Annotated in this window: 22 protein-coding genes and 1 rRNA gene; 16 read left to right on the top strand and 7 right to left on the bottom strand. The window is 42.9% G+C overall.

The genetic code is table 11. The features are described from left to right. Nucleotides 1–53 precede the first annotated feature (53 nt). From HLI_RS09965 to HLI_RS09945, 5 genes are all read left to right on the top strand, one after another. Nucleotides 54–1,178: an IscS subfamily cysteine desulfurase gene (locus tag HLI_RS09965; protein ID WP_241655976.1), complete on the top strand. Its 1,125-nt coding sequence runs from the start codon at nucleotides 54–56 to the stop codon at nucleotides 1,176–1,178. A 113-nt stretch (nucleotides 1,179–1,291) separates the two neighbouring features. Next, entirely contained in the window at nucleotides 1,292–2,110 is an 819-nt protein-coding gene (locus tag HLI_RS09960) for an ABC transporter ATP-binding protein (RefSeq protein WP_128524840.1), read from the top strand. Nucleotides 2,111–2,276: 166 nt separating this feature from the next. Then, on the top strand, nucleotides 2,277–2,768 hold the full coding sequence (gene mscL / locus HLI_RS09955) for a large conductance mechanosensitive channel protein MscL (RefSeq protein WP_128524839.1): 492 nt from the start codon (nucleotides 2,277–2,279) through the stop codon (nucleotides 2,766–2,768). Between the two features lie 338 nt (nucleotides 2,769–3,106). Further along, nucleotides 3,107–3,322, top strand: coding sequence for a hypothetical protein (locus HLI_RS09950; protein WP_128524838.1), 216 nt, complete (start codon nucleotides 3,107–3,109; stop codon nucleotides 3,320–3,322). 103 nt (nucleotides 3,323–3,425) lie between these two features. Then, on the top strand, nucleotides 3,426–4,652 hold the full coding sequence (locus HLI_RS09945) for an MFS transporter (RefSeq protein ID WP_128524837.1): 1,227 nt from the start codon (nucleotides 3,426–3,428) through the stop codon (nucleotides 4,650–4,652). 488 nt (nucleotides 4,653–5,140) lie between these two features. On the opposite strand, the gene HLI_RS09940 is transcribed toward HLI_RS09945, so the two are convergent. Both HLI_RS09940 and HLI_RS09935 read right to left on the bottom strand, forming a co-directional pair. Further along, nucleotides 5,141–5,569 (bottom strand): BrxA/BrxB family bacilliredoxin, encoded by a 429-nt coding sequence (locus HLI_RS09940; protein WP_128524836.1) that lies wholly within the window; start codon nucleotides 5,567–5,569, stop codon nucleotides 5,141–5,143. Nucleotides 5,570–5,581: 12 nt separating this feature from the next. Continuing rightward, nucleotides 5,582–6,724 carry a conserved virulence factor C family protein gene (locus tag HLI_RS09935; protein ID WP_128524835.1) on the bottom strand — a complete coding sequence of 381 codons (1,143 nt, stop codon included), beginning with the start codon at nucleotides 6,722–6,724 and terminating at the stop codon, nucleotides 5,582–5,584. Nucleotides 6,725–6,898: 174 nt separating this feature from the next. Here HLI_RS09935 and HLI_RS09930 point away from each other — a divergent pair, with 174 nt between their 5' ends. Genes HLI_RS09930 through HLI_RS09920 form a run of 3 tightly spaced genes read left to right on the top strand, consistent with a single transcriptional unit; the run spans nucleotide 6,899 to nucleotide 9,246 of the window. After that, nucleotides 6,899–7,819 carry an ABC transporter ATP-binding protein gene (locus tag HLI_RS09930; RefSeq protein WP_128524834.1) on the top strand — a complete coding sequence of 307 codons (921 nt, stop codon included), beginning with the start codon at nucleotides 6,899–6,901 and terminating at the stop codon, nucleotides 7,817–7,819. Further along, on the top strand, nucleotides 7,812–8,774 hold the full coding sequence (locus HLI_RS09925; protein ID WP_128524833.1) for an ABC transporter permease: 963 nt from the start codon (nucleotides 7,812–7,814) through the stop codon (nucleotides 8,772–8,774). The genes HLI_RS09930 and HLI_RS09925 overlap by 8 nt, the downstream gene beginning before the upstream one ends. A gap of 16 nt (nucleotides 8,775–8,790) precedes the next feature. Next, the gene (locus HLI_RS09920; RefSeq protein ID WP_128524832.1) at nucleotides 8,791–9,246 is read left to right on the top strand and encodes a DUF4064 domain-containing protein; all 456 of its coding nucleotides are present in this window, start codon (nucleotides 8,791–8,793) and stop codon (nucleotides 9,244–9,246) included. Nucleotides 9,247–9,503: 257 nt separating this feature from the next. Here HLI_RS09920 and HLI_RS21615 read toward each other — a convergent pair whose 3' ends face one another. Beyond that, nucleotides 9,504–9,677, bottom strand: coding sequence for a hypothetical protein (locus tag HLI_RS21615; RefSeq protein WP_164908536.1), 174 nt, complete (start codon nucleotides 9,675–9,677; stop codon nucleotides 9,504–9,506). 127 nt (nucleotides 9,678–9,804) lie between these two features. On the opposite strand from HLI_RS21615, the gene HLI_RS09915 reads away from it, so the two are divergent. Together HLI_RS09915 and HLI_RS09910 are read left to right on the top strand one after the other, a co-directional pair. After that, nucleotides 9,805–10,707 (top strand): formate/nitrite transporter family protein, encoded by a 903-nt coding sequence (locus HLI_RS09915; RefSeq protein WP_128524831.1) that lies wholly within the window; start codon nucleotides 9,805–9,807, stop codon nucleotides 10,705–10,707. A gap of 14 nt (nucleotides 10,708–10,721) precedes the next feature. Continuing rightward, nucleotides 10,722–11,411 carry a Type 1 glutamine amidotransferase-like domain-containing protein gene (locus tag HLI_RS09910; RefSeq protein ID WP_128524830.1) on the top strand — a complete coding sequence of 230 codons (690 nt, stop codon included), beginning with the start codon at nucleotides 10,722–10,724 and terminating at the stop codon, nucleotides 11,409–11,411. Between the two features lie 106 nt (nucleotides 11,412–11,517). Here the strand turns inward: HLI_RS09910 and HLI_RS09905 are convergent, their stop codons facing one another. Further along, nucleotides 11,518–11,988 (bottom strand): DinB family protein, encoded by a 471-nt coding sequence (locus HLI_RS09905; RefSeq protein WP_128524829.1) that lies wholly within the window; start codon nucleotides 11,986–11,988, stop codon nucleotides 11,518–11,520. Nucleotides 11,989–12,167: 179 nt separating this feature from the next. On the opposite strand from HLI_RS09905, the gene HLI_RS09900 reads away from it, so the two are divergent. Further along, nucleotides 12,168–12,932: a MerR family transcriptional regulator gene (locus HLI_RS09900; RefSeq protein ID WP_128524828.1), complete on the top strand. Its 765-nt coding sequence runs from the start codon at nucleotides 12,168–12,170 to the stop codon at nucleotides 12,930–12,932. Nucleotides 12,933–13,041: 109 nt separating this feature from the next. Here HLI_RS09900 and HLI_RS09895 read toward each other — a convergent pair whose 3' ends face one another. After that, entirely contained in the window at nucleotides 13,042–14,097 is a 1,056-nt protein-coding gene (locus HLI_RS09895) for a class I SAM-dependent methyltransferase (protein ID WP_241655975.1), read from the bottom strand. 271 nt (nucleotides 14,098–14,368) lie between these two features. On the opposite strand from HLI_RS09895, the gene HLI_RS09890 reads away from it, so the two are divergent. Next, the gene (locus HLI_RS09890) at nucleotides 14,369–15,130 is read left to right on the top strand and encodes a LysM peptidoglycan-binding domain-containing protein (RefSeq protein ID WP_128524827.1); all 762 of its coding nucleotides are present in this window, start codon (nucleotides 14,369–14,371) and stop codon (nucleotides 15,128–15,130) included. A 75-nt stretch (nucleotides 15,131–15,205) separates the two neighbouring features. Here HLI_RS09890 and HLI_RS09885 read toward each other — a convergent pair whose 3' ends face one another. Further along, on the bottom strand, nucleotides 15,206–15,523 hold the full coding sequence (locus tag HLI_RS09885; RefSeq protein ID WP_128524826.1) for a DUF3243 domain-containing protein: 318 nt from the start codon (nucleotides 15,521–15,523) through the stop codon (nucleotides 15,206–15,208). 102 nt (nucleotides 15,524–15,625) lie between these two features. Then, the gene (locus tag HLI_RS09880) at nucleotides 15,626–16,183 is read right to left on the bottom strand and encodes an NADPH-dependent FMN reductase (RefSeq protein ID WP_128524825.1); all 558 of its coding nucleotides are present in this window, start codon (nucleotides 16,181–16,183) and stop codon (nucleotides 15,626–15,628) included. A gap of 293 nt (nucleotides 16,184–16,476) precedes the next feature. On the opposite strand from HLI_RS09880, the gene HLI_RS21610 reads away from it, so the two are divergent. The 4 genes from HLI_RS21610 (at nucleotide 16,477) to HLI_RS09865 (ending at nucleotide 20,823) form a co-directional block, all read left to right on the top strand. Continuing rightward, nucleotides 16,477–16,632 (top strand): hypothetical protein, encoded by a 156-nt coding sequence (locus tag HLI_RS21610; RefSeq protein ID WP_164908535.1) that lies wholly within the window; start codon nucleotides 16,477–16,479, stop codon nucleotides 16,630–16,632. A 201-nt stretch (nucleotides 16,633–16,833) separates the two neighbouring features. Beyond that, complete coding sequence (locus tag HLI_RS09875; RefSeq protein WP_128524824.1) at nucleotides 16,834–17,634, top strand: SDR family NAD(P)-dependent oxidoreductase; 801 nt, start codon at nucleotides 16,834–16,836, stop codon at nucleotides 17,632–17,634. 25 nt (nucleotides 17,635–17,659) lie between these two features. Next, complete coding sequence (locus tag HLI_RS09870) at nucleotides 17,660–18,679, top strand: MoeB/ThiF family adenylyltransferase (protein ID WP_128524823.1); 1,020 nt, start codon at nucleotides 17,660–17,662, stop codon at nucleotides 18,677–18,679. 577 nt (nucleotides 18,680–19,256) lie between these two features. Next, nucleotides 19,257–20,823: ribosomal RNA gene (locus HLI_RS09865) — 16S ribosomal RNA — on the top strand. Nucleotides 20,824–20,903: the final 80 nt, after the last annotated feature.

The following is a 20,903-nucleotide window of genomic DNA, read 5'->3' as shown; positions in this document are numbered from 1 at the left end:
ATTAAGATTATGACAAGCGTTTTTTGTGAAAAACTAGAGAGGATGTCTTAGTGATGTATTTTGATTATGCGGCGACTTGTCCGATTGATGATGAAGCGTTGGAAGCCTATGTACAAGCATCTAAAGAATACTATGCAAATTCGCACAGTCTCCATGATGAAGGCACTAAAGCGGGGAACTTATTAGAGCATTGCAGGACAGAATTGGCAACGGTCCTGGGAGTGGAAATGAAAGGGGTCTATTTTACGAGCGGGGGCACGGAAAGCAATGAAATTGCCCTTCACGCTTTAGTAGAAGCTGGAGAGGGACGCCATCTGGTTATTTCTGAAGCCGAACATTCTTCGGTTTATAATGTGGCATCTAAACTTCAATCTGAGGGTTATGATGTGAGCTGGGTGCCTGTGTCGTCGAAAGGTGAGGTGGATATGGCGAGACTGCAGGAGGAGATCAGAAAGGATACCGTGCTTGTCTCTGTTCAGCATGTGAACTCCGATATCGGTACCATTCAACCGCTTAGGGAAATTTCCCAGCTTTGCCGAAAGGAAAATGTCTTGTTTCATAGTGATTGTGTCCAATCTTTCGGAAAGTTGGATATTAAAGAAGTGAGTCCGTTTGTGGATAGTCTCTCTATTTCCAGTCACAAGGTGTATGGACCAAAAGGAGTGGGCGCTGTATACATACGTCCTGATTTACCCTTTGCTCCAAGAATTCCAGGAGGGACACACGAGGGAGGAGTCCGTGCCGGTACTGTCAATGTACCGGGCATAGCTGCTTTTATTGTGGCAGCAGGGAAAATGGTCCATAGATTGCAGGAAAATCAACAGCGGATTCTCCTATTAAAAGAAAAATTTTTCCGGAGGATCGAGTTGAGTAGGAATGGTTGGTCACTTGTCGGTGATTCCAAAGTAAACACTATACCCATCATCGGCTTGTGTGTTCATGACTTTGAAGGGCAGTGGCTCATGCTTGAAGGCAATCGGAAAGGGTATGGTTTTTCTACAGGAAGTGCTTGTCAATCCCGTAGTGAAGGGACATCTACGACTCTGCATGCAATGGGGATAACAAAAGAGCAAGCTCGTACGTTTATTCGTATTTCCTTCCGTCATGATCAACAAGAAGCTGATATATTGAAATTTTCAGGTTGGTTGTCTAATATGATAGCCGAAAAAAGCACCTGAATTCTAGTATGCTACACCTTGCCAAATTGCGTTGAGACAGATATAATGATAATGATTTTCATTATCGGATTTTGAAGAGTTTGTAATTTTATTTTTATTAGGAGGATTCTTGCATGGCTAAGCTAATGACGGAGCAGGTAGGTATTTCATATGGTGACCACCATGTCGTTCAAGGTTTGGATTTAGACATTCCCGAAAACCAAATCACAACAATCATTGGTCCGAACGGGTGTGGGAAGTCCACGATCTTGAAAGCTTTAGCGAGAATTCATTCCGTACAAACAGGAAGCGTCTACTTAGACGGGAAGGCAATAAAAAAAGAATCAACTAAAGAAATCGCTAAGAAAATGGGGGTACTACCCCAAACACCAAAAGCTCCAAGCGGCTTAACGGTTTCTGAACTTGTTTCTTACGGACGTTTCCCACATCAAAAAGGTTTTGGAAAACTGAACGATCACGATTGTGATACGATTCAATGGGCCATGGAGATTACAGGAATCGAGGAGTTTGCTGATCGCTCGATTGACTCCTTATCAGGTGGGCAGAGACAGCGGGTTTGGATTGCGATGGCTCTAGCGCAGGAAACAGAATTATTAATCCTCGATGAGCCGACAACTTACCTTGATCTGGCACACCAATTAGAAGTTCTGAAATTATTAGAACAGTTAAACCGGCAAGAAGGACGTACGATTGTCATGGTCATTCATGATTTAAATCATGCAGCACGGTTTGCTGATTATATTATTGCGTTGAAAGATGGAAACGTCATCAAGGAAGGGTCTCCTGATCAAGTCATACAAGCAGAGGTTTTGAAAGAAGTGTTCCAAATTGACGCTGAAGTTGTACAGGATCCAAGGACGAAACGGCCTGTCTGCTTAACATATGATTTACTCGGTGCGGTTCCTGAAGTTTGTCAAAAAGCTATATTATAATGTTAAACCTGGGACTAGGACCAGGTTTTTTTCATGTTCAGGGAATTATAAAAAAAGAGTTTTGGAGAAATAAGCAACTTTAAAGGTTTACCTAAGCATGCCGGGTGTACCCGCGAATAGTTTGTCCGATCGTCTCATAGAATGGTGGATGAGAAGGGGGAGGGCAATGGGGTTATTAAATGAGTTCAAACAATTCACTGTCCGTGGTAATGCTGTCGATATGGGAGTGGGGATGGTGTTAGGGGCTGCATTCAGTGGGTTCATTGATTCTCTTGTCACAGATATTCTCTTACCTCCCGTAGGTGTGCTGTACATGAAAATGAATTTCGAAAATATGTTTTTCAGTTTGGACGGGACAGTCTACCCGTCTTTGTCCGCTGCGAAAGAGGCTGGAGCAGCTACGATCAATTATGGGTTGTTTGTTACCGCCTCCGTCAGGTTCATGATTATTCTTTTCGCTGTGTTTATCGTCGTGCGTCAAATTAACAGGTGGAAAAAGCCGCACCAGCATCCTTTACAATCAATGACAAAAAAAGAATGCCCTTATTGCTGCATGCCGATTCCAACTCAAGCGGTCATTTGTCCGAATTGTTCATCTTCACTTAGGATGGATAAAGAACCACGAACCGTCTCTGGTCCAAAGTGGCGAATCAAGTGAAGAATGTTTTTTAAGTCACAAATAAAACCATGACAAAGCTCCGAGAATTCACTCTGATCGGGATTTGAAATATATTTGTTTTCTTTGACTACTATTGTTGCCTTACATAAAGGTTATTATTGACCATTGTCTGTGTAGAAACCTTAAGATTCTACCCCAGTGTTCGCTGATTTCTGTTCCTCCGTATTATTTTCTTCCTCACCTCTATCTCCATCACAACCAGCAAAAGTGAAAACTATCGCATTCTGAAAAGGGAGCATCCATTTTCCGCTAATTACATCTTCTGGTGTTGAAACTTGAGGCTTTATACATCGTATAGGAGTGAGGAGGTGATTTTGTTGAAGGGATATATCACTTTCATACTTACTTTCTTAGTGGCTTATGGAGTGCTGGAACTTGTGAGCGGGCTGCTTTTGACACTTTCCTATACTGCTGGTTCCTCCACTTATCCAACAGACCCCTCTTTATTCGCTCAAGAGGTCGTGCCTATCGTTTTAATGGTTATCTCAGCAAGTGTCGCGTATTTCGTATCAAAAAACTTTGGTAAACAGTGATTTCCCAGCTTCCAATTAATTCAAATCCATTTTTATTAATGAATGTAGTTGAAACCACCTGATTTGGACATTCTACCTATATGAATGCAAATGAGGTGTAAGTATGGAAAACAAAGTCAGTCGTTGGTGTTTAGTCAGCATGGCTTCCATCCCTCTCGTCATGACGCTTGGGAATTCTATGTTGATTCCGGTTTTACCTATTTTTGAAAAGAAAGTAGGTATCTCATCATTCCAGTCAAGCACGATCATTACGAGTTATTCTTTGGCCGCCATATTCTTAATTCCTGTTGCCGGGTATCTTTCGGACCGGTACGGACGCAAGGTTGTTATCTTACCAAGTTTGGTATTGGCCTTAATAGGTGGAATCATCGCTGGGTTTGCCTCTTGGAAGGTGGATGACCCTTTCTTTTGGATTATTATCGGGCGTGTTTTACAGGGAGTCGGAGCCGCCGGTGCTACACCAATCATATTACCGTTGGTCGGAGATCTTTATAAGGACGATGATGAAAAGACAAGTTCCTGTCTTGGCATTATCGAAACTTCCAATACATTCGGAAAAGTGCTAAGTCCGATTTTAGGTTCTTTATTTGCGGCCTTTTTATGGTTTTTACCGTTTTTCTCTATTTCTTTTTTCAGTTTGATTTCAATTGTCTTGGTTTTCTTCTTCATAAAAGTACCTAAAGGGAAACAGGAGAAACCTCAACCTTTGAAACAATTCGTAAAGAAAACGAAGGAAATTTTTCACAAAGAAGGACAATGGTTGTATCCTGTATTTCTTCTCGGTGTATATGCCATGTTGATTTTGTTTGCAGTCCTATTCTTTATGTCTGATGTGCTGGAGAAAGGACACGGTATTGATGGGGTGAAAAAAGGCTTTGTGTTGGCGATTCCTTTGTTCACCCTGTGCGTCGCCTCTTTCATCACAGGGAAGAAGATCAAAGGAGAAACAGCTGTCATGAAAAAAGTGATTACCACCGCTTTAATAATGATAGCTGGTAGTGTGGTTTTTGTGGGTTATGTAAGTGAAAAGTTAATAATGTTACTGATCGTTACGAGTATTCTTGGAACAGCGATTGGGGCAATGCTGCCTACGCTCGATGCTCTCATTACAGAGGGGATTGAAAAAGAGGAGCGAGGAACGATCACATCCTTCTACAGCTCTTCGCGCTTTATAGGAGTAGCAGCAGGGCCTCCTTTAATGTCTTTACTCATGAAAGACCACCTGAACATCAGTTACATTGTAGGTGGAGTGTTCGGTGTCATTCTTCTATTGCTTGTGCTTAAACTCATCAAAACAGAAAAAAGCGGTCAAAAGATGCAAACGGAATAACATAGGGGCTGGGACAAAAGAATGTTTCCGCTAGAAAACCCGAACGAAATTTCGTTCGGGTTTTCTTAATGAAGCCATAAATGCATACGCCGCTCCGGCAACATACTTGAGGCCACTGAAAAACACTTTTCAATCTAGAGGAACTGTTAACGTTTGTTGTTGCTTCTCACGAATCGCTTGTCGGTGGGTGCTTGCCGCGGGCACATATATATGTCTCATCGAAGTAAAGAAGCCGAGTTGAACGATAAAATCGTCTTGCCCGGCCTTTTTTAGAGTTTTGTTCCAACCCCTTTGTTATCGTATAGAGAAACAGATCCAGCGCCTAGCCTCTCGCGGTCTTAGCCCCGCACGAGGTGGGGCGTTCGGCGTTGCAACAGACGTTGCGATTTCAGCCGAACTTCATTTTTCCTTTTGCTGTGGCAAAAAACAGCCACTTCAGAGGTATGCTTAAGCATGTTGAGGCTTTTCAAGGCGCGTGGGGTTTTGCTTTAACAATATTGATTATAAGCTTTTGTCAGGTTTTCTACGATTTCTTCTACTTCATAGTCCTCGATTTCTTCTCTTGGAATGAAGTGCAGGACTTGGCCGTCTCTCAGTAAGGCCATAGAAGGTGAGGAGGGTTCGTATCCTTCTAGGTAATCTCTCATGCGTGCAGTTGCTTCGCGGTCCTGCCCGGCAAATACAGTGACGAGGTGTTGAGGACGTTTTTCATTGTTCAATGATTCTCTTGCGGCAGGGCGAGCAAGCCCTGCTGCACATCCACACACGGAGTTGATGACGACTAAAGAAGTACCTTTTGTTTCACTAATGAATGTATCCACTTCTTCAGGTGTCGTCAGTTCAGCAAAACCTGAATTTGTCAGTTCATCTCTCATGGGTTGGGAAATCTCTTTCATATACGCTTCATATGGATTCATCGTAAAAGCCTCCTATTGTTGTTTCTTCTTTGTAGCTTGGGTCATTTGGTGCCATACAGAGCCTTTGGCCTCTTCGCCACCTTCAATTCGTTCGATTGCCATGTTGATTTGCATGCGGACTTCAAACTCAGGGTCATCGACAGCTTCTTTCAACGCTGGGAGTGCCGATTCGTCACCAAGCTCATATAGAAACATAGCGGCACGCCAACGGACGAGCTTGTTCGAATCCGAGAGCGAATCAATCATTTTTGGTAAAGCCTCATTAAAGCCTAAGTCTGAAAGGCAGTCTCCGGCTGTCCGGCGGACTGTGACTGATTTGTCATTTAATGCTTTATAGAGATATGGTAAAGTTTCAATTTCTTCGATCATGCCTAAATATGCTGTTGCAAGTCGGCGAATGGACGCTTTCTCATCATCTAAAGCTTTATCCAGCAAACGGTAATCATCAGCAGTCGGGTCCATTCGATCAAGAGCTGCATAACGTACTTTCCAGTCTTCATGATCTAATGTTTCTAATGTGATCCTCGACTTTTCTTCGCCCGCTTCGACAGTTTCCGATTCTTGGTCAAACGCTTGTTTAACAAGGTTTTCTAGTCGTTCTTTGTCATAGCTTGCTGCAATTTCTTCTTTTACTTGTTCACCGATTTCCTTTACCTCTCCATAACGAGGACTTTGTTCCACCCATTTGCGTTCCATGATCATGTTTGGGGACGCTGGTGATGCCTCCATAGCAGCTTCCATAAATCGTTCAGGTAGGGCGACGCGGGTTTCTTCTTCGCCTTCTTCAAGCTTGACCTGCATGGGCAGCCCCCGAAACATTTGTACAAATACTCGCACTTCTCCAAAAGGATCTCCAGGTTCTTCCACTGCTGCTGAAGAAGATTGGTCATCAACAGCAGATCCGAAAACACTTCGCACTTCTGGAAGGATGACCTCCCATGAGATACGGGCATTCCTTTCTAAAGCGATGAAATCTGTGACATGGTAGAGCCCTTTGACCCCCTCAACCTCAAACAATTGCTGAATAAAATCAGGAGCATCTTCAAGCTGGTCTCCTTTTTTATAATTATGAGTTTCACCATCAGGGAGGGTCTCATTCAAGTTGATTTTCATTGAGTTCGGGCTAGGCGTCGGTTCGATTGATACGATCTTCATTTATCATTCCCCCTAAACTCTCTTTTCCTTCCCATTCTAACAAAGATTAGGGGAGGCATCCACGGAGGGGTGTTGAACAAATGTTTACTAACTTTGTAAAAAAATTATTAAATGTTGAAACCGATGGCTTTTTATACCGTAAACTAGGTGTGTTGAAAAAAAGGAGGGCTTGTGTTGTCTGAACCCGTAATGCAGTTGAAACAGGTAAAGAAGACTATCGGCAAAAATCCGATCATCAAGGGATTGGATTTTAACATTTATAGTGGTGAAGTATTTGGATTTCTCGGTCCTAACGGGGCTGGTAAAACGACTACCATCCGCATGATGGTCGGTCTGATGAAGATGACCGACGGGGATGTGATCATCAAAGGGCATAGTGTGAATGATGATTTCAAAAAAGCGGTACGACATGTCGGGGGGATCGTTGAAAATCCGGAAATGTACCCGTTCATGAGCGGGTGGAAGAATTTATTGCACTATGCACGTATGATGCCCGGCATTTCAAAAGACAGAATCCACCAAGTCGTCGAATTAGTCGGTTTGGAGAAAAGAATCAATGATAAAGTCGGGAAATACTCATTAGGGATGCGTCAAAGACTTGGAATCGCCCAGGCGCTTTTACATAATCCATCTGTATTGATTCTGGATGAACCCACAAACGGATTGGATCCTTCAGGAATCAGGGAGATTCGTGCGTATATAAGAAGATTAGCAGCTGAAGAGGGGGTAGCCGTCATCGTTTCAAGTCACATCTTATCTGAGATGGAGATGATGTGTGATCGGATCGGCATCATTAAGAATGGTGAATTGATTTCGATTCAAACGGTCGAAGATGCCTTGCAGGAAACGACTCAGAAAGAAGTATCGATTGAGGCTGCTCCGCTGGAGGAAGCGAAAGTGGTGTTAGAAAATTTAACGGATTCAGACGTGAGGATTAATCATGAGGCACTGGTGTTCACTGTAGAAAAAGAAGAAATTCCTCGTCTCATTTCTGGTCTTGTCGAAAATAGCATTGATATTTACGGTGTGAATGTCAATCGTTCAACACTCGAAGAGAAATTCTTAGATTTGATTGGAGAGGGATCGATTGAGTAATTTTGTCCAGCTTGTCAAAAATGAAAATATGAAACTTTATTCACAGAAGAGTACATGGATCATGATGATTATTTTAGGACTTCTTATCATTGCCTTTGGTACATTCATGAAGGTAGATGCTACTATGCTTGGCGGTGCCGTTCCGACAGGGGATGATTGGAAACAGGAACTGCAAGAACAAAATGAAGCGTTGAGTAGTCCTCCAGAAGAAGCAGGGGGCTCACAAGAAATTAAATACCCTGGATACATGAACATAGAGGAGAACGAATATCGTATCGCTAACGATATTAAACCGACAGAGTATGACGCATGGAATTTCATCCGGGATAATCGCGGACTCGTTGCAATGGTCAGTTTATTTACAATTATTGTAGCGGCAGGGATAACGGCTAATGAATTTCGCTGGGGGACGATCAAGCTTTTATTGATCCGGCCAATTTCCAGGACAAAGATCCTCTTCTCCAAATATGTCGCTGTCCTGATTTACGCTCTGGCGATGTTGGTATTTTTGTATGCATTATCTTTTCTCGTCGGATTGCTTTTATTCGGTATAGACGGATTTTCACAAATTTATGTGTTCGAACAGGCAGGTGAAATCACACAGGCAGGGATCTTTTCACATACGGTTTCCCAATACCTGCTCAGCTCTGTAGAATTATTGATGATGGCTACGTTCGCGTTTATGATTTCAGCAGTCTTCAGAAATACTTCTTTAGCGATCGGGGTAGCGATCTTCCTCATGATGGCTGGAAGTTCCATTGTCGTATTTCTTATGAATAAAGAATGGGCGAAATATATTTTGTTCGCCAATACAGATTTGACACAGTATGTGGAAGGGTCACCCTTCTTTGATACCACTTTATGGTTTTCCGTCGCTGTGTTAGCGGTATATTATATAATATTCATGTTTTTATCCTGGCTCTTCTTCACTAAACGAGATGTAGCAGGTGCATAACAAAAGGAGGTAAAAAATGAAACGTACAGTCGAAATCGTCATATCAGTCATCGGGATGGTTCTTTTTGGTCTACCCGTGCTTCTGAGCGGACTCATGTTGAACATGAAGGATAACGAACAATTTAAGCAAGAGATGGAAAGCTTCATGAACTCCCCTGAAATGCAAGCGGAAGGTGGAGCGGGCGGTATCAATATCGGAGAAATGATTAACATGTTGGGTTCTTTTGCACTGTTCGCAATGATTGCAGCAATCATTGCCATTGGATTAGGTATTCTCTCCGCTGTCTTTCTTAAAGGGAACAAAAAACCGAAAGCAGCAGGAATCATTTTAATCATCACAGCGATCATTATGACATTTGCCACATTCGGCATGGGATTATTCGGTGGTGTTGCATACTTGATAGCTGGTATTGTAGCTCTTGCTCGTAAGCCGAAAACACCAGTGGAAGAAGGGGCAACCATCAATTATTAATCATTGCCGCGAGACATAGTCCTTGAAAAAGGGGCTGTGTCTTTTTTTTAGAAGAAATGGCTGAAGGTCAGCTTGTAAGATAAGAAAGTAGAAAAAGAGCGCAAGGAGTTTTCCAGGCGCTCTATCTTTGTACTCCCAGGCATCAGGGTCGGGTTATGTTGTAAGTAAAGGTTTGTGTTGCGATCTAAGCAACTCTGATGGCTGAAATCTGCTCTATTTGAAACATTCACTGACTATGGGATCAGATTTGTCTTCATTCAGTCCAAAATTCTGTTCATTTCATCTACATCGGCAACTTGACGGTTATAGACACGTCCATCTTGAGATTGGTATCCACTGCCGCCACATATTTTACACTTGTATTTCCATTCTTCATCATCCATCAGAAGTCCTTCTCCACCACATGCGAGGCATACTTGATCTCTTGGCATCCTGAACTGTCTCCCTCCGTTTGTATTTTTATCATTGGTCTTAATCTGCTTCAGTTGTTAAATGTTATACAAGCTAGATTATGATTTTTAACAAAGGGGAATGGGGGTATCATTGGAGGGATTAGAAATGGCGAGTGATGAAGAAGCAAAAATGAAAGAGAGAAATGAAAACATTGAAACAGAACAGCGCAGTGATGTGAAAATAGATCAACCAGGTCGCCAGTTTTATATTCCATCGCAAATTGTGGATGAATTCGGGGAAAAAGGCAGAGACCATTTAAATAAACCTTTCCGTGCTCAATTATTATTGGCTCTGACAGCGGGTTCTTTTATGACCTTTGGAGCGGTATTCTCTATACTTCTTGCGGTAGGAGTGGAAGCGAAGGGAATTTATCATTTGCTGTCAGGCCTCGGTTTTGCAGCAGGTTACTCGATGGTATTCATTTCCGGTTCCGTTTTATTCACGGAAATCAACGTCCTGTTACCATCTTATTTGTTCAACAAATCAGGTTTAATGAAATCGAATATATATAAGTTTTGGGCTTCAGCCTATATCGGAAATATTTTAGGGGCGTTTATCGTTGCTGGCCTGATTCAAATGTCAGGTTCTTTATCCGATACATTTTATCCTGAGTTATCCAAGTACCTGGATCATAAGATGAAATTCATGGACTATGGAATCAAAGGCTGGTTTGAAGTTTTAGTTTCAGGAATATTGGCGAACTGGCTGATAGGAATGGCTGCTTTCTTAACTACAGCCGCTCGTGATATTACAGGAAAAATATTAGGAACGATGCTTCCTGTAGTATTGTTCGTCGCTGGTAACTTCCAGCACAGTGCTGCGAATATGGGCTACTTCAGTATGGGCTTTCTAGCGTCCGACAAATATACTTGGTATGAATATATTCTATTTAATCTCGTTCCAGCAAGTATCGGGAACTTGATCGGTGGAGGGATACTCGTCTCGTTGTTATTCTCCTACGCGTATAAAGAAGATATCCAAACGTCATTAGGGAAAAAGAAACAATAAGAAAGGAGGACATTATGAAACAAATCATAGCTATGGGGGGCGGTGGTTTTTCTATGGAACCTGAAAACCTATTGTTAGATGAATATGTTCTTGCCCAGGTGGGGAAGACGAACCCCAAAATTTGTTTTCTTCCGACTGCCAGTGGAGATGCGCAAGGCTATATTGAAAGGTTCTATAGCTTCTTTGGAAAAAAGAGCTGTGAGCCGACACATCTTTCTTTATTCTCGCCCCCTTCTGAGGATTTACGCAAACTTCTGTTATCACAGGACATTATTTATGTCGGTGGTGGATCGACGAAAAATATGCTTATTTTATGGAGAGCATGGGGTATTGATGAAATATTGAAAGAAGCCTTGGATAAAGGGGTTTTATTAGCCGGGCTTAGTGCAGGGGCAATCTGCTGGTTTGAAGAAGGTCTGACGGATTCCTACGGCGATCACCTGGAGCCGCTTGCGGGTTTAGGGTTTCTCTCTGGGAGTTGCTGCCCTCATTATGATGGTGAAAAGGAACGCCGCCCATCATACACAGGGTATGTAGAAGAAGGAGCGATTCTTCCGGGGTATGGACTTTATGACGGGGTAGCGGTTCATTTCGTTGATGGAAAGCCCATGAAAGTCGTAAGTTCCAGAGAAGCATCTAAGGGGTTTTTTGTAACTCAAAAAGAAGAAAAACCTTTGGAAATTGAATATCTTGGCTATGAATAAATAGAAAGGTCCCGTGTCTGCATGGCACGGGATCTTCTATTGTAATTACCAAAAAATGGATGACCTGAGGTGTAGAAATCGGTAAGAATAGTTAGAGATAGAGTGATCACTCAAACAGTAGAATTTCAGGGTCTTTTTTATAGGTGTGAACAAGCATGGCGTGCAATTGACCACGGTGATGATACATATGTGCGACAATTTGCAGCAGCCATTCATAACGTTTATTTGTTACGCCCCACCAGGAGGTGGATTCAGTGTAAAGGTGCTCTTCGGTATAATTCTCGAATTGTGCCTTTAATTGGGAAAAATGTTCGAATAATTTGTCGAGGATTTCTTCTTTAGAGCTCATGGATATCGTTTCATAGAAGCGTTCCATTTCCTCTTTCGAAGCTCCTTCGGCAATGTGTCCATCGGCCGCTGGAATCGAGGCGATATGTTCGAGCAATTCTCCGATGGAATACTTCCCTGGGGTGGGGCGCAACTTGAGGTCTTCTTCTGAAAGCTGCCCAACCATTTCCGATATGGAAGCAATGACGATTTCTAATTGATGAAAAGCGCTCTGACAATACATATTCATAAGAACACAACCTTATTTAAAATGTGGTATAGGTAATCTATTTCTCCGAGGTTTGACTAAATTCCTTTTCTTAGCAAAAAGCAACAACAAACGACGAAAAATGCGCAAAAATTTTTTCCGGTGATTCGTTGACTCTAACGTAACGTTATAGATTATGCTTTTAAGTGAGGTGATCACCCATGTATAAAGTGAAGGAAGTTGCAGAGATTGCCGGTGTCAGTGTGCGCACACTGCACCATTACGATCATATCGGCCTGCTGTCCCCTCAGCATGTTACCGATAAAGGTTACCGTTTATATGGAGAAGAAGGGATGGCTCGGTTGCAGCAGATTCTTTTTTTCAAAGAGATGGATTTCTCATTGCAAAAAATCAAGAAGATCCTTGACGATCCGCATTTTGATGAGAAGCAAGCTCTGTCTAATCACAAGGAAATATTAATGGAGAAAAAGATACGGCTTGAGCGGATCATCCACTCTGTGGATCAAACGCTGGAGTCTGTACAAGGAGGAGAGAATATGGCTAATGAGGATCGCTTCAAGCCATTTGATAGAAGGCACATTGAAGAACATCAGAAAAAATATGAAAAAGAAGTGAAGGAAAGATGGGGGCAGACCGATGCCTATAAAGAGTCAAAAAGGAAAACATCTTCCTATACCGATGAAGACTGGAAGAGAATACAGGAAGAGAGCAACGAGATCGACCGCCAAATCGTGGACCGGATGAGTCAAGGACCGGAGGATGAAGAGGTTCAACGTCTCATCGGGGAAAAGCGGCAGCATATCACTGATTATTTCTATGAATGTAATACGGAAATCTTCTGTGGGCTTGCCGATATGTATGTGAACGATCCACGGTTTACAAAAAACATCGACAAGTGGGCAGAAGGATACGCCGAATTTTTACGTGATGCCATGCATATCTACTGTGACAGACTGGATGGCTGAGTGAGCTGCTGATGTCTACTGTTGCAACACAAAACTTTCAAAGCTGTATATAAATGAAAAATGTATGCTGTACAAACAGGTGATAAAGGGGCCATGCATGCCCCCTTTATTAACGTGTTTGACAAACCAATCCGTTGTGAACCTTGATATATCCATGTCGTAGAATATTGAATCCACTTTCATACATATAGAGCCCCATCTGTTCGACGGTCATGAGTTCACGGTACGTATGGTTCATGACATCTGCCATTACCCGATAGTAAAGCTTTGAACGTATTTGGTTACGAGGAGTTGTCAAAATGGCATAACCACCATCCTTCAGAAAGCGGCGGTGCCAGTCTGCAACTTCTGGTTTATACTCATCAGGAAAATGCTCAAGCAATCCTACAGAAAGGACTATATCGAACTCTTTACCAAAATCGAGGTTGCGAACATCGTCAACAATGTACTCGATATTCAACTCATCTTTATAAATGACCTGCCAACTTCCTGTTCTAGGGTTTTCCCCCAGGAATGGGTAGGTTTCTGGAAATTCTGCAAATCGAGTCGTTTTGCAATATTCATCATAATCAACCATGACAATTTCTGCTCCCGGGTACATAGCACCAAGTTGCATCGCTTCATAGCCCTCTGCAGCCCCTAGAAAAAGAATGCGTGGCTTTTGCAAACGAAGGCCTTCGAATAAGGCTCTTTTACCCCGGGGGTCCCAAATTCCATCCTGGATGCGGTGGACGTAGTTCCATAACTGCAATTGAGCGATACCACTAAGAGCATGTTTTATTTCCCTTGGTCGGAAAGAGCGGAGGCTTTTGACGAAGTGTTTCTTTGCTTTATTTTTTTCTTCTGGTACGTCTTTGATGAACCATTCATGGAAGGCTTTATTAAAATAGGTCCAGGAAGTGTGTGGATCCATTGTTCTTTCATTGTGTTCTTCCCAGTCTTTACGCTCCTTTGAATAGGTTGTAACTTCATATGGTTTCCCGACCTTTTTCCACGAAAGCTGTGACCAGTCTGGAACGGTGTTTATACTGACGAACTTATTGTACTCCTTTTCTGATAAACTCCTTAGGTCAACACGGTATTGTGGGTTTAAATGCGTAATGCCCACGTGTTCTTTTGAGTAAGGTTTTTGCTGAAGAGAGTTAAACATATGTTCTTTCAACACCTTCGAAAACACCCCATTCTTATTTTTATCTACTATAACCGAAAATGAAAGCGCTTGCAAAAGTGAGAGAGATATTGAATAGGAAATAAGTGCCTTTGAGACCGCTATATTACAGTGAAGTAAGAACAATGTAATGTTTGAAAAATAATTGTGACTGTCCTGTTATTGGCATTTTCTCTACACGTGTTAGAGTAGGGATTGTGATTTTAAACAGAGTTCATCCATGAAGCGGTGAACAAAGAATGACTGTTTACCGAGGAGGAAATAAATTATGAAAAAAACAATAGTTTCTTTGGCAGCGGTAGCGTCGGTTTCGGCAGTAACAGCAACAACAGTAAGTGCAGATGAACTTAAAGTAGAAAAAGGTGATACTCTGTGGGGAATAGCACAAGATTATGGAGTATCTGTTCAAGATATAAAAAGCGAAAACGGTCTTAATTCTAACTTGATTTTTCCAAACCAAACCCTTTCTATAAATGGACAAGCGGATGGGCAACCGACATCTTCCGATAATAATGTACATGTAGTAAAATCTGGTGATACACTATACAGCATCGGTCAAGCAAACGGTGTAAGTGTGGATCAATTGAAAGATTGGAACGGTCTTCAGGATAATCTAATCGTTCCACAACAAGAGCTCTCTCTGAATGGTCCTAACAAAAAAGTAGATCAAAACCCTGCACCTGCTGAAGAAGAAGCAGAGGCAAAACAGACATCCAGCCAACCAGCTGATGATGGAGTAGCTAAAACGCTGACAATGGAAGCGACAGCTTATACCGCTTCCTGTGAAGGTTGCTCTGGTACAACGTATACAGGTATCGATCTTAATGCGAACCCTGATCAGAAAGTGGTTGCAGTAGATCCAGATGTCATCCCACTCGGATCTGAAGTATATGTAGAAGGCTATGGTAAAGCAGTAGCCGGCGACGTCGGTGGTGCGATCAATGGCAACCGTATCGATGTATTCATTCCAGAACAATCCGATGCCCTAGACTTCGGTCGTAAAACTGTAGAAGTTAAAGTATATGAATAATATTATAAATGAAAAGAGGCGATCCGTTGTAGGATCGCCTCTTTTGTGAAATAACCGTATGCGTTAAAGGTTTTATTACTTATAATCTTGAACCATGCGTACTAACATATGGGCTAATGCATGCTGTTCTTCTTTTTCTCCATTTTTCCAAATTTCACGTAATAATTGTTCTTCGCGGTTTTTAGGTTCCTCATGTTCGGCCAAGTAATTCGCTACTTTCTCCGCGCTTTGGGCCAAGGCTTCTTCACTCATCCCTACTTTTTCCGCTTTACTGACCTTACTTCCTAAGAAACTTGCAAATTGATTGAAGTTCTCAAGAATGTCCTCTTTCTTTTCTTCACTGATATTTGCTGCTTTCGATTCCATTTTATTTAACTCTTTATTTTCATTCATTAAAAAACCTCCTTTGGATTATAGGGGAACATTCCCGTGGTTAAATGAGACCAAACATAAAAGACTCCTGAGCGCACAAGCTCAGGAGTCTTCTTATCTTAGTCATACGGTGGCCTGCGAGAACTTTTCTCCCGCATAGCTAACGAATGTATCCACTACACCATCGATGAAATCAATAGTCTTTTGATCTGTCAATTGGCCATATTCATCCATCTTATTCTGGACCTGCCCCACTAAAATTTCATTACCTGGTAGAACTTGGGCTCCCATACCCGGGGCATTTAAAATCTGACGCAAATGCATTTGCGCTCGGACAGTTCCGAGTATCCCCATTGTAGCCCCAGCAATGAAAGTAGGTTTTCCTTCCATTTCTTTTTCTCCGCGCGACAACCAATCTAAAGCATTTTTCAATACACCAGGAATAGAGTGATTGAACTCAGGGGTCACCACAAGGAACGCGTCAACATCGGAAAGCTGTGCTTTAAAATTCTGGACAGAAGCCGGGGCTTCGGATTCAATGTCTTGGTCGTAATGCGCTAAGTCACGAATCTGGACGATTTTTATATCTAAATGATCTTTATAACGGTCTTTCATAAACGTTGTCAACTTCATATTATAGGAATCTTTTCGAATGCTTCCCACCAGGGCAGCTACCTTCATCATAAATCCTCCTCTTTATAATTCTTCCCATTACTATTATAAAAAGGGCAGCGGGAACATCCTAATGTTATGCTCAACCTGTCTGAGGTTTGGAAAATCTTCAGACTTCTATAAAGGAAATATGTTTAGAAATCAAACACTTCAGGGATGGATAAGAGGTTATGACCTCTTGTATAGAGTCCTTATTAAGAAAAAAACCGATAAAATATATTTTTTTCTTGCGTTTACGACGTTTTACTAATAATATCAAGGGGAATCGTTTCATATCCTATAAAGAAAAGGAGGTCACCACTATGACTCTGCTGTATTCAAAAGCCCGCGAGCTATTCGATCAGGATTACAAAAATACTCCTGAAGGCCAAGCGCAAGCTAAAACAAAAGGTGTTAAGCGCACGCGGAGTGGAAAGGTCCTATTCTCTTTCCGTAAGCAGAACAATAAGCGTAAATAACATTTGAAGTGGTGAAGGCAGCTATGAGAAGAAATAAAAAGAGAATAAACATGGCAGACTTTTTAAAAAAAGGTGTCCCATGGCTCAGCGCTAAGTGACTGAATCAGTCATAGAGCGCTGATTTTTTATTTTAATAACCTTTCCGTAAAGTTTAAGTTCGAACAGTTGGGGATATGTTATTCGCTAAGGAGGCGTTTGAGAATGAGGATTTTTTCTGAAAATGCATTAAAAGATGAACATGTTCTTGTTACTGGAGCTACAGGTGGGATTGGTCGTGAAGCCGCGAAAGAGATCGTCCGTGCTGGCGGTCATGTGACCCTTACAGGACGTAATGAAGAAAAGTTGAAACAGGCGAAAAAAGAGTGTGCTACTATAAATGGTGGGGTGGAAATTTTCCTATGTAAAGCAAACTTGAACGAAGAATTCGACCGTGACAAAGTGGTAAAAGAGGCAATGGATTCAATTGGCCCTATTACTGGTTTGGTCAATTCAGCTGGGGTCATCGGGGGAGGACCGTTGGAGAGCATAAAGGAAGAGGATTTGCGTAAGGTAATGGAATTGAACTACTTTTCGACAGTCCTATTCACCCAGAAAGTATATGTAGAGATGAAAAAGCAAGGGGCCGGAGCTATTGTGAACCTTTCATCCTTATCCGGGCTCCGCGGTACACATAGTAACACAGCATACAGCGCTTCAAAATTTGCAATTATTGGTTTTACTCAATCGTTTGCTTTAGAAGCAATCGAGAATGGCATTCGTGTGAATGCCGTTTGTCCAGGCTACGTAGATACAGCTATGGGACAAGCAGCTATAAACTCTAAAGGAGAACGGGAAGGCAGAAGTTATGAAGAACAAAGGAAGCTTGCTGAACAAGGAATACCGTCCGGGAAACTCAGTGAACCAGAAGAAGTAGCACGTTCCATTGTCTACCTTCTATCAGATGCTTCCTATAATATCATCGGAGAGTCTTTGAAAATTTCCGGTGGTAGTGTCATGCGATGAAACTTTTTCAAGGAGATGTTCACTATTGAATGAAGAGAGGTATGCCAAGCAACATTTATTCGCCCCCATCGGAGAGAAGGGTCAACAACTGTTGCAAGAAAAGCATGTTTTGGTGGTTGGTGCAGGTGCATTAGGTACAAGCAGTGCAGAACAGCTGGTGCGTGCCGGTATCGGAAACATTACCATTATTGATCGGGATTATGTTGAGATGAGCAATTTGCAAAGACAACAACTTTACACAGAAATAGACGCAAAGAATCGCTTGCCGAAAGCAGTCGCAGCCAAAAATCGGCTGCAACAATTAAATTCAGAAGTGAAGATCACCACCCATGTCGCAGATGTACAAAGAGAAGAGTTGGAAAAGTTCGTGACTGGAGTGGACCTCATCTTGGATGGTACCGATAATTTCGAAACACGGATGTTGATTAATGATATGTCACAAAAAAACCAGATCCCTTGGATTTATGGAGGGTGTGTAGGAAGCCATGGCTTGAGCTGCGTCATTCTCCCTGGTGTTACACCGTGTTTGAATTGTTTGATGGAGGCGGTCCCTCTGAGTGGAGCAACTTGCGATACAGCCGGGGTCATAAGTCCAGCTGTACAAATGGTCACCGCTCATCAAGTGGCAGAAGCATTAAAGGTATTAGTGGAAGATGAAAAAGCGATTAATAAAGGGTTGATTACATTCGATTTATGGAACCATCACTATACGAATATAAAAACATCCCATGCAAAAAAACATGATTGTCCATCTTGTGGTGATCATCCGACATACCCATATCTTTCAAATGATACAAAAACGAAAGTCGCTGTTCTTTGTGGCCGTGACACCGTCCAAATTCGTCCCCCGGATAAGAAAGAGCGAAATTTAAATGATTTGAAGCAAAGACTACCCCAAAGCAAAGTAAAGGAAAATCCATTTTTATTAACCTATGAAGATGAGCGTCATCGCATGGTTTTCTTTAAAGATGGAAGAGTGCTTATCCATGGAACAAAGGATGTCGCAGAAGCTAGAAATCTTTATCATAAAATCTTAGGCAGTTGATATAAAAAGTGAATTGTTGTTTGTACTGAAATGCATTCGGGTATGAATAAGTATAATTACATTTTAGTAAGGAGAATTCATCATGGGTAGACTACTGAGACGATTATTCAAGTTTGGACCGATTATTTATCCGATCATCAAAAAATTCATGCGAAAGCGTAGAGGCAGATACTAAAAACGTGCTTAAAGGAAGCGCGTTTTCCCCTTAGGATTCTTCCTTGTTTTCTTATAATAAGGAAGAAACTTGTGAATGTTCATTTTGGCTTAGAAGAAATTACAAAGAATGAAAAAAGTATCTTTAAAACTATTGCATGAATGATATAGCCGTGATATATTATTACTTGTCGCATTAAGAGAGGCGGCGAGCCGCAAACGGCTGACAAAATAATTCATGAAAAGTTGTTGACGATAACGACTAGCCATGGTATATTAATTAAGTCGCTGTTTTGAAGCGGCACATAACATTTTGATCTTTGAAAACTGAACGAACCAACCAGTACGTCAAGATATTTCTTCTTATAAAGAAGAGATTTGAAACAAGCACATTCGGTGTGCAAATGAGCAAGTCAAACTAACTTTTATGGAGAGTTTGATCCTGGCTCAGGACGAACGCTGGCGGCGTGCCTAATACATGCAAGTCGAGCGCGGGAAGCGAGCGGATCCCCTTCGGGGGTGAAGCTCGTGGAACGAGCGGCGGACGGGTGAGTAACACGTGGGCAACCTACCTGTAAGATCGGAATAACCCCGGGAAACCGGGGCTAATGCCGGGTAATACTTTTCTTCGCATGAAGGAAAGTTGAAAGATGGCCTCTGGCTATCACTTACAGATGGGCCCGCGGCGCATTAGCTAGTTGGTGAGGTAACGGCTCACCAAGGCAACGATGCGTAGCCGACCTGAGAGGGTGATCGGCCACACTGGGACTGAGACACGGCCCAGACTCCTACGGGAGGCAGCAGTAGGGAATCTTCCGCAATGGACGAAAGTCTGACGGAGCAACGCCGCGTGAACGATGAAGGTCTTCGGATCGTAAAGTTCTGTTGTTAGGGAAGAACAAGTGCCGTGCGAATAGAGCGGCACCTTGACGGTACCTAACGAGGAAGCCCCGGCTAACTACGTGCCAGCAGCCGCGGTAATACGTAGGGGGCAAGCGTTGTCCGGAATTATTGGGCGTAAAGCGCGCGCAGGCGGTTCCTTAAGTCTGATGTGAAAGCCCACGGCTCAACCGTGGAGGGTCATTGGAAACTGGGGAACTTGAGGACAGAAGAGGAGAGTGGAATTCCACGTGTAGCGGTGAAATGCGTAGATATGTGGAGGAACACCAGTGGCGAAGGCGACTCTCTGGTCTGTTTCTGACGCTGAGGTGCGAAAGCGTGGGTAGCAAACAGGATTAGATACCCTGGTAGTCCACGCCGTAAACGATGAGTGCTAGGTGTTAGGGGGCTTCCACCCCTTAGTGCTGAAGTTAACGCATTAAGCACTCCGCCTGGGGAGTACGGCCGCAAGGCTGAAACTCAAAGGAATTGACGGGGGCCCGCACAAGCGGTGGAGCATGTGGTTTAATTCGAAGCAACGCGAAGAACCTTACCAGGTCTTGACATCCTTGGACCACCCTAGAGATAGGGTTTTCCCTTCGGGGACCAAGTGACAGGTGGTGCATGGTTGTCGTCAGCTCGTGTCGTGAGATGTTGGGTTAAGTCCCGCAACGAGCGCAACCCCTAATCTTAGTTGCCAGCATTCAGTTGGGCACTCTAAGGTGACTGCCGGTGACAAACCGGAGGAAGGCGGGGATGACGTCAAATCATCATGCCCCTTATGACCTGGGCTACACACGTGCTACAATGGATGGTACAAAGGGCAGCGAAGCCGCGAGGTGTAGCAAATCCCATAAAACCATTCTCAGTTCGGATTGTAGGCTGCAACTCGCCTACATGAAGCCGGAATCGCTAGTAATCGCGGATCAGCATGCCGCGGTGAATACGTTCCCGGGCCTTGTACACACCGCCCGTCACACCACGAGAGTTGGCAACACCCGAAGTCGGTGAGGTAACCTTTTTGGAGCCAGCCGCCGAAGGTGGGGCCAATGATTGGGGTGAAGTCGTAACAAGGTAGCCGTATCGGAAGGTGCGGCTGGATCACCTCCTTTCTAAGGATTTAGAACGGAAACGTACTTGGTTGGTTGTTCAGTTTTGAGAGATCAAACGATCTTTCAATCTGTGAACCTTG

The organism is Halobacillus litoralis (genome assembly GCF_004101865.1).
GTDB lineage: Bacteria > Bacillota > Bacilli > Bacillales > Halobacillaceae > Halobacillus > Halobacillus litoralis_A.
This window is presented reverse-complemented; position numbering and strand designations above follow the sequence as displayed.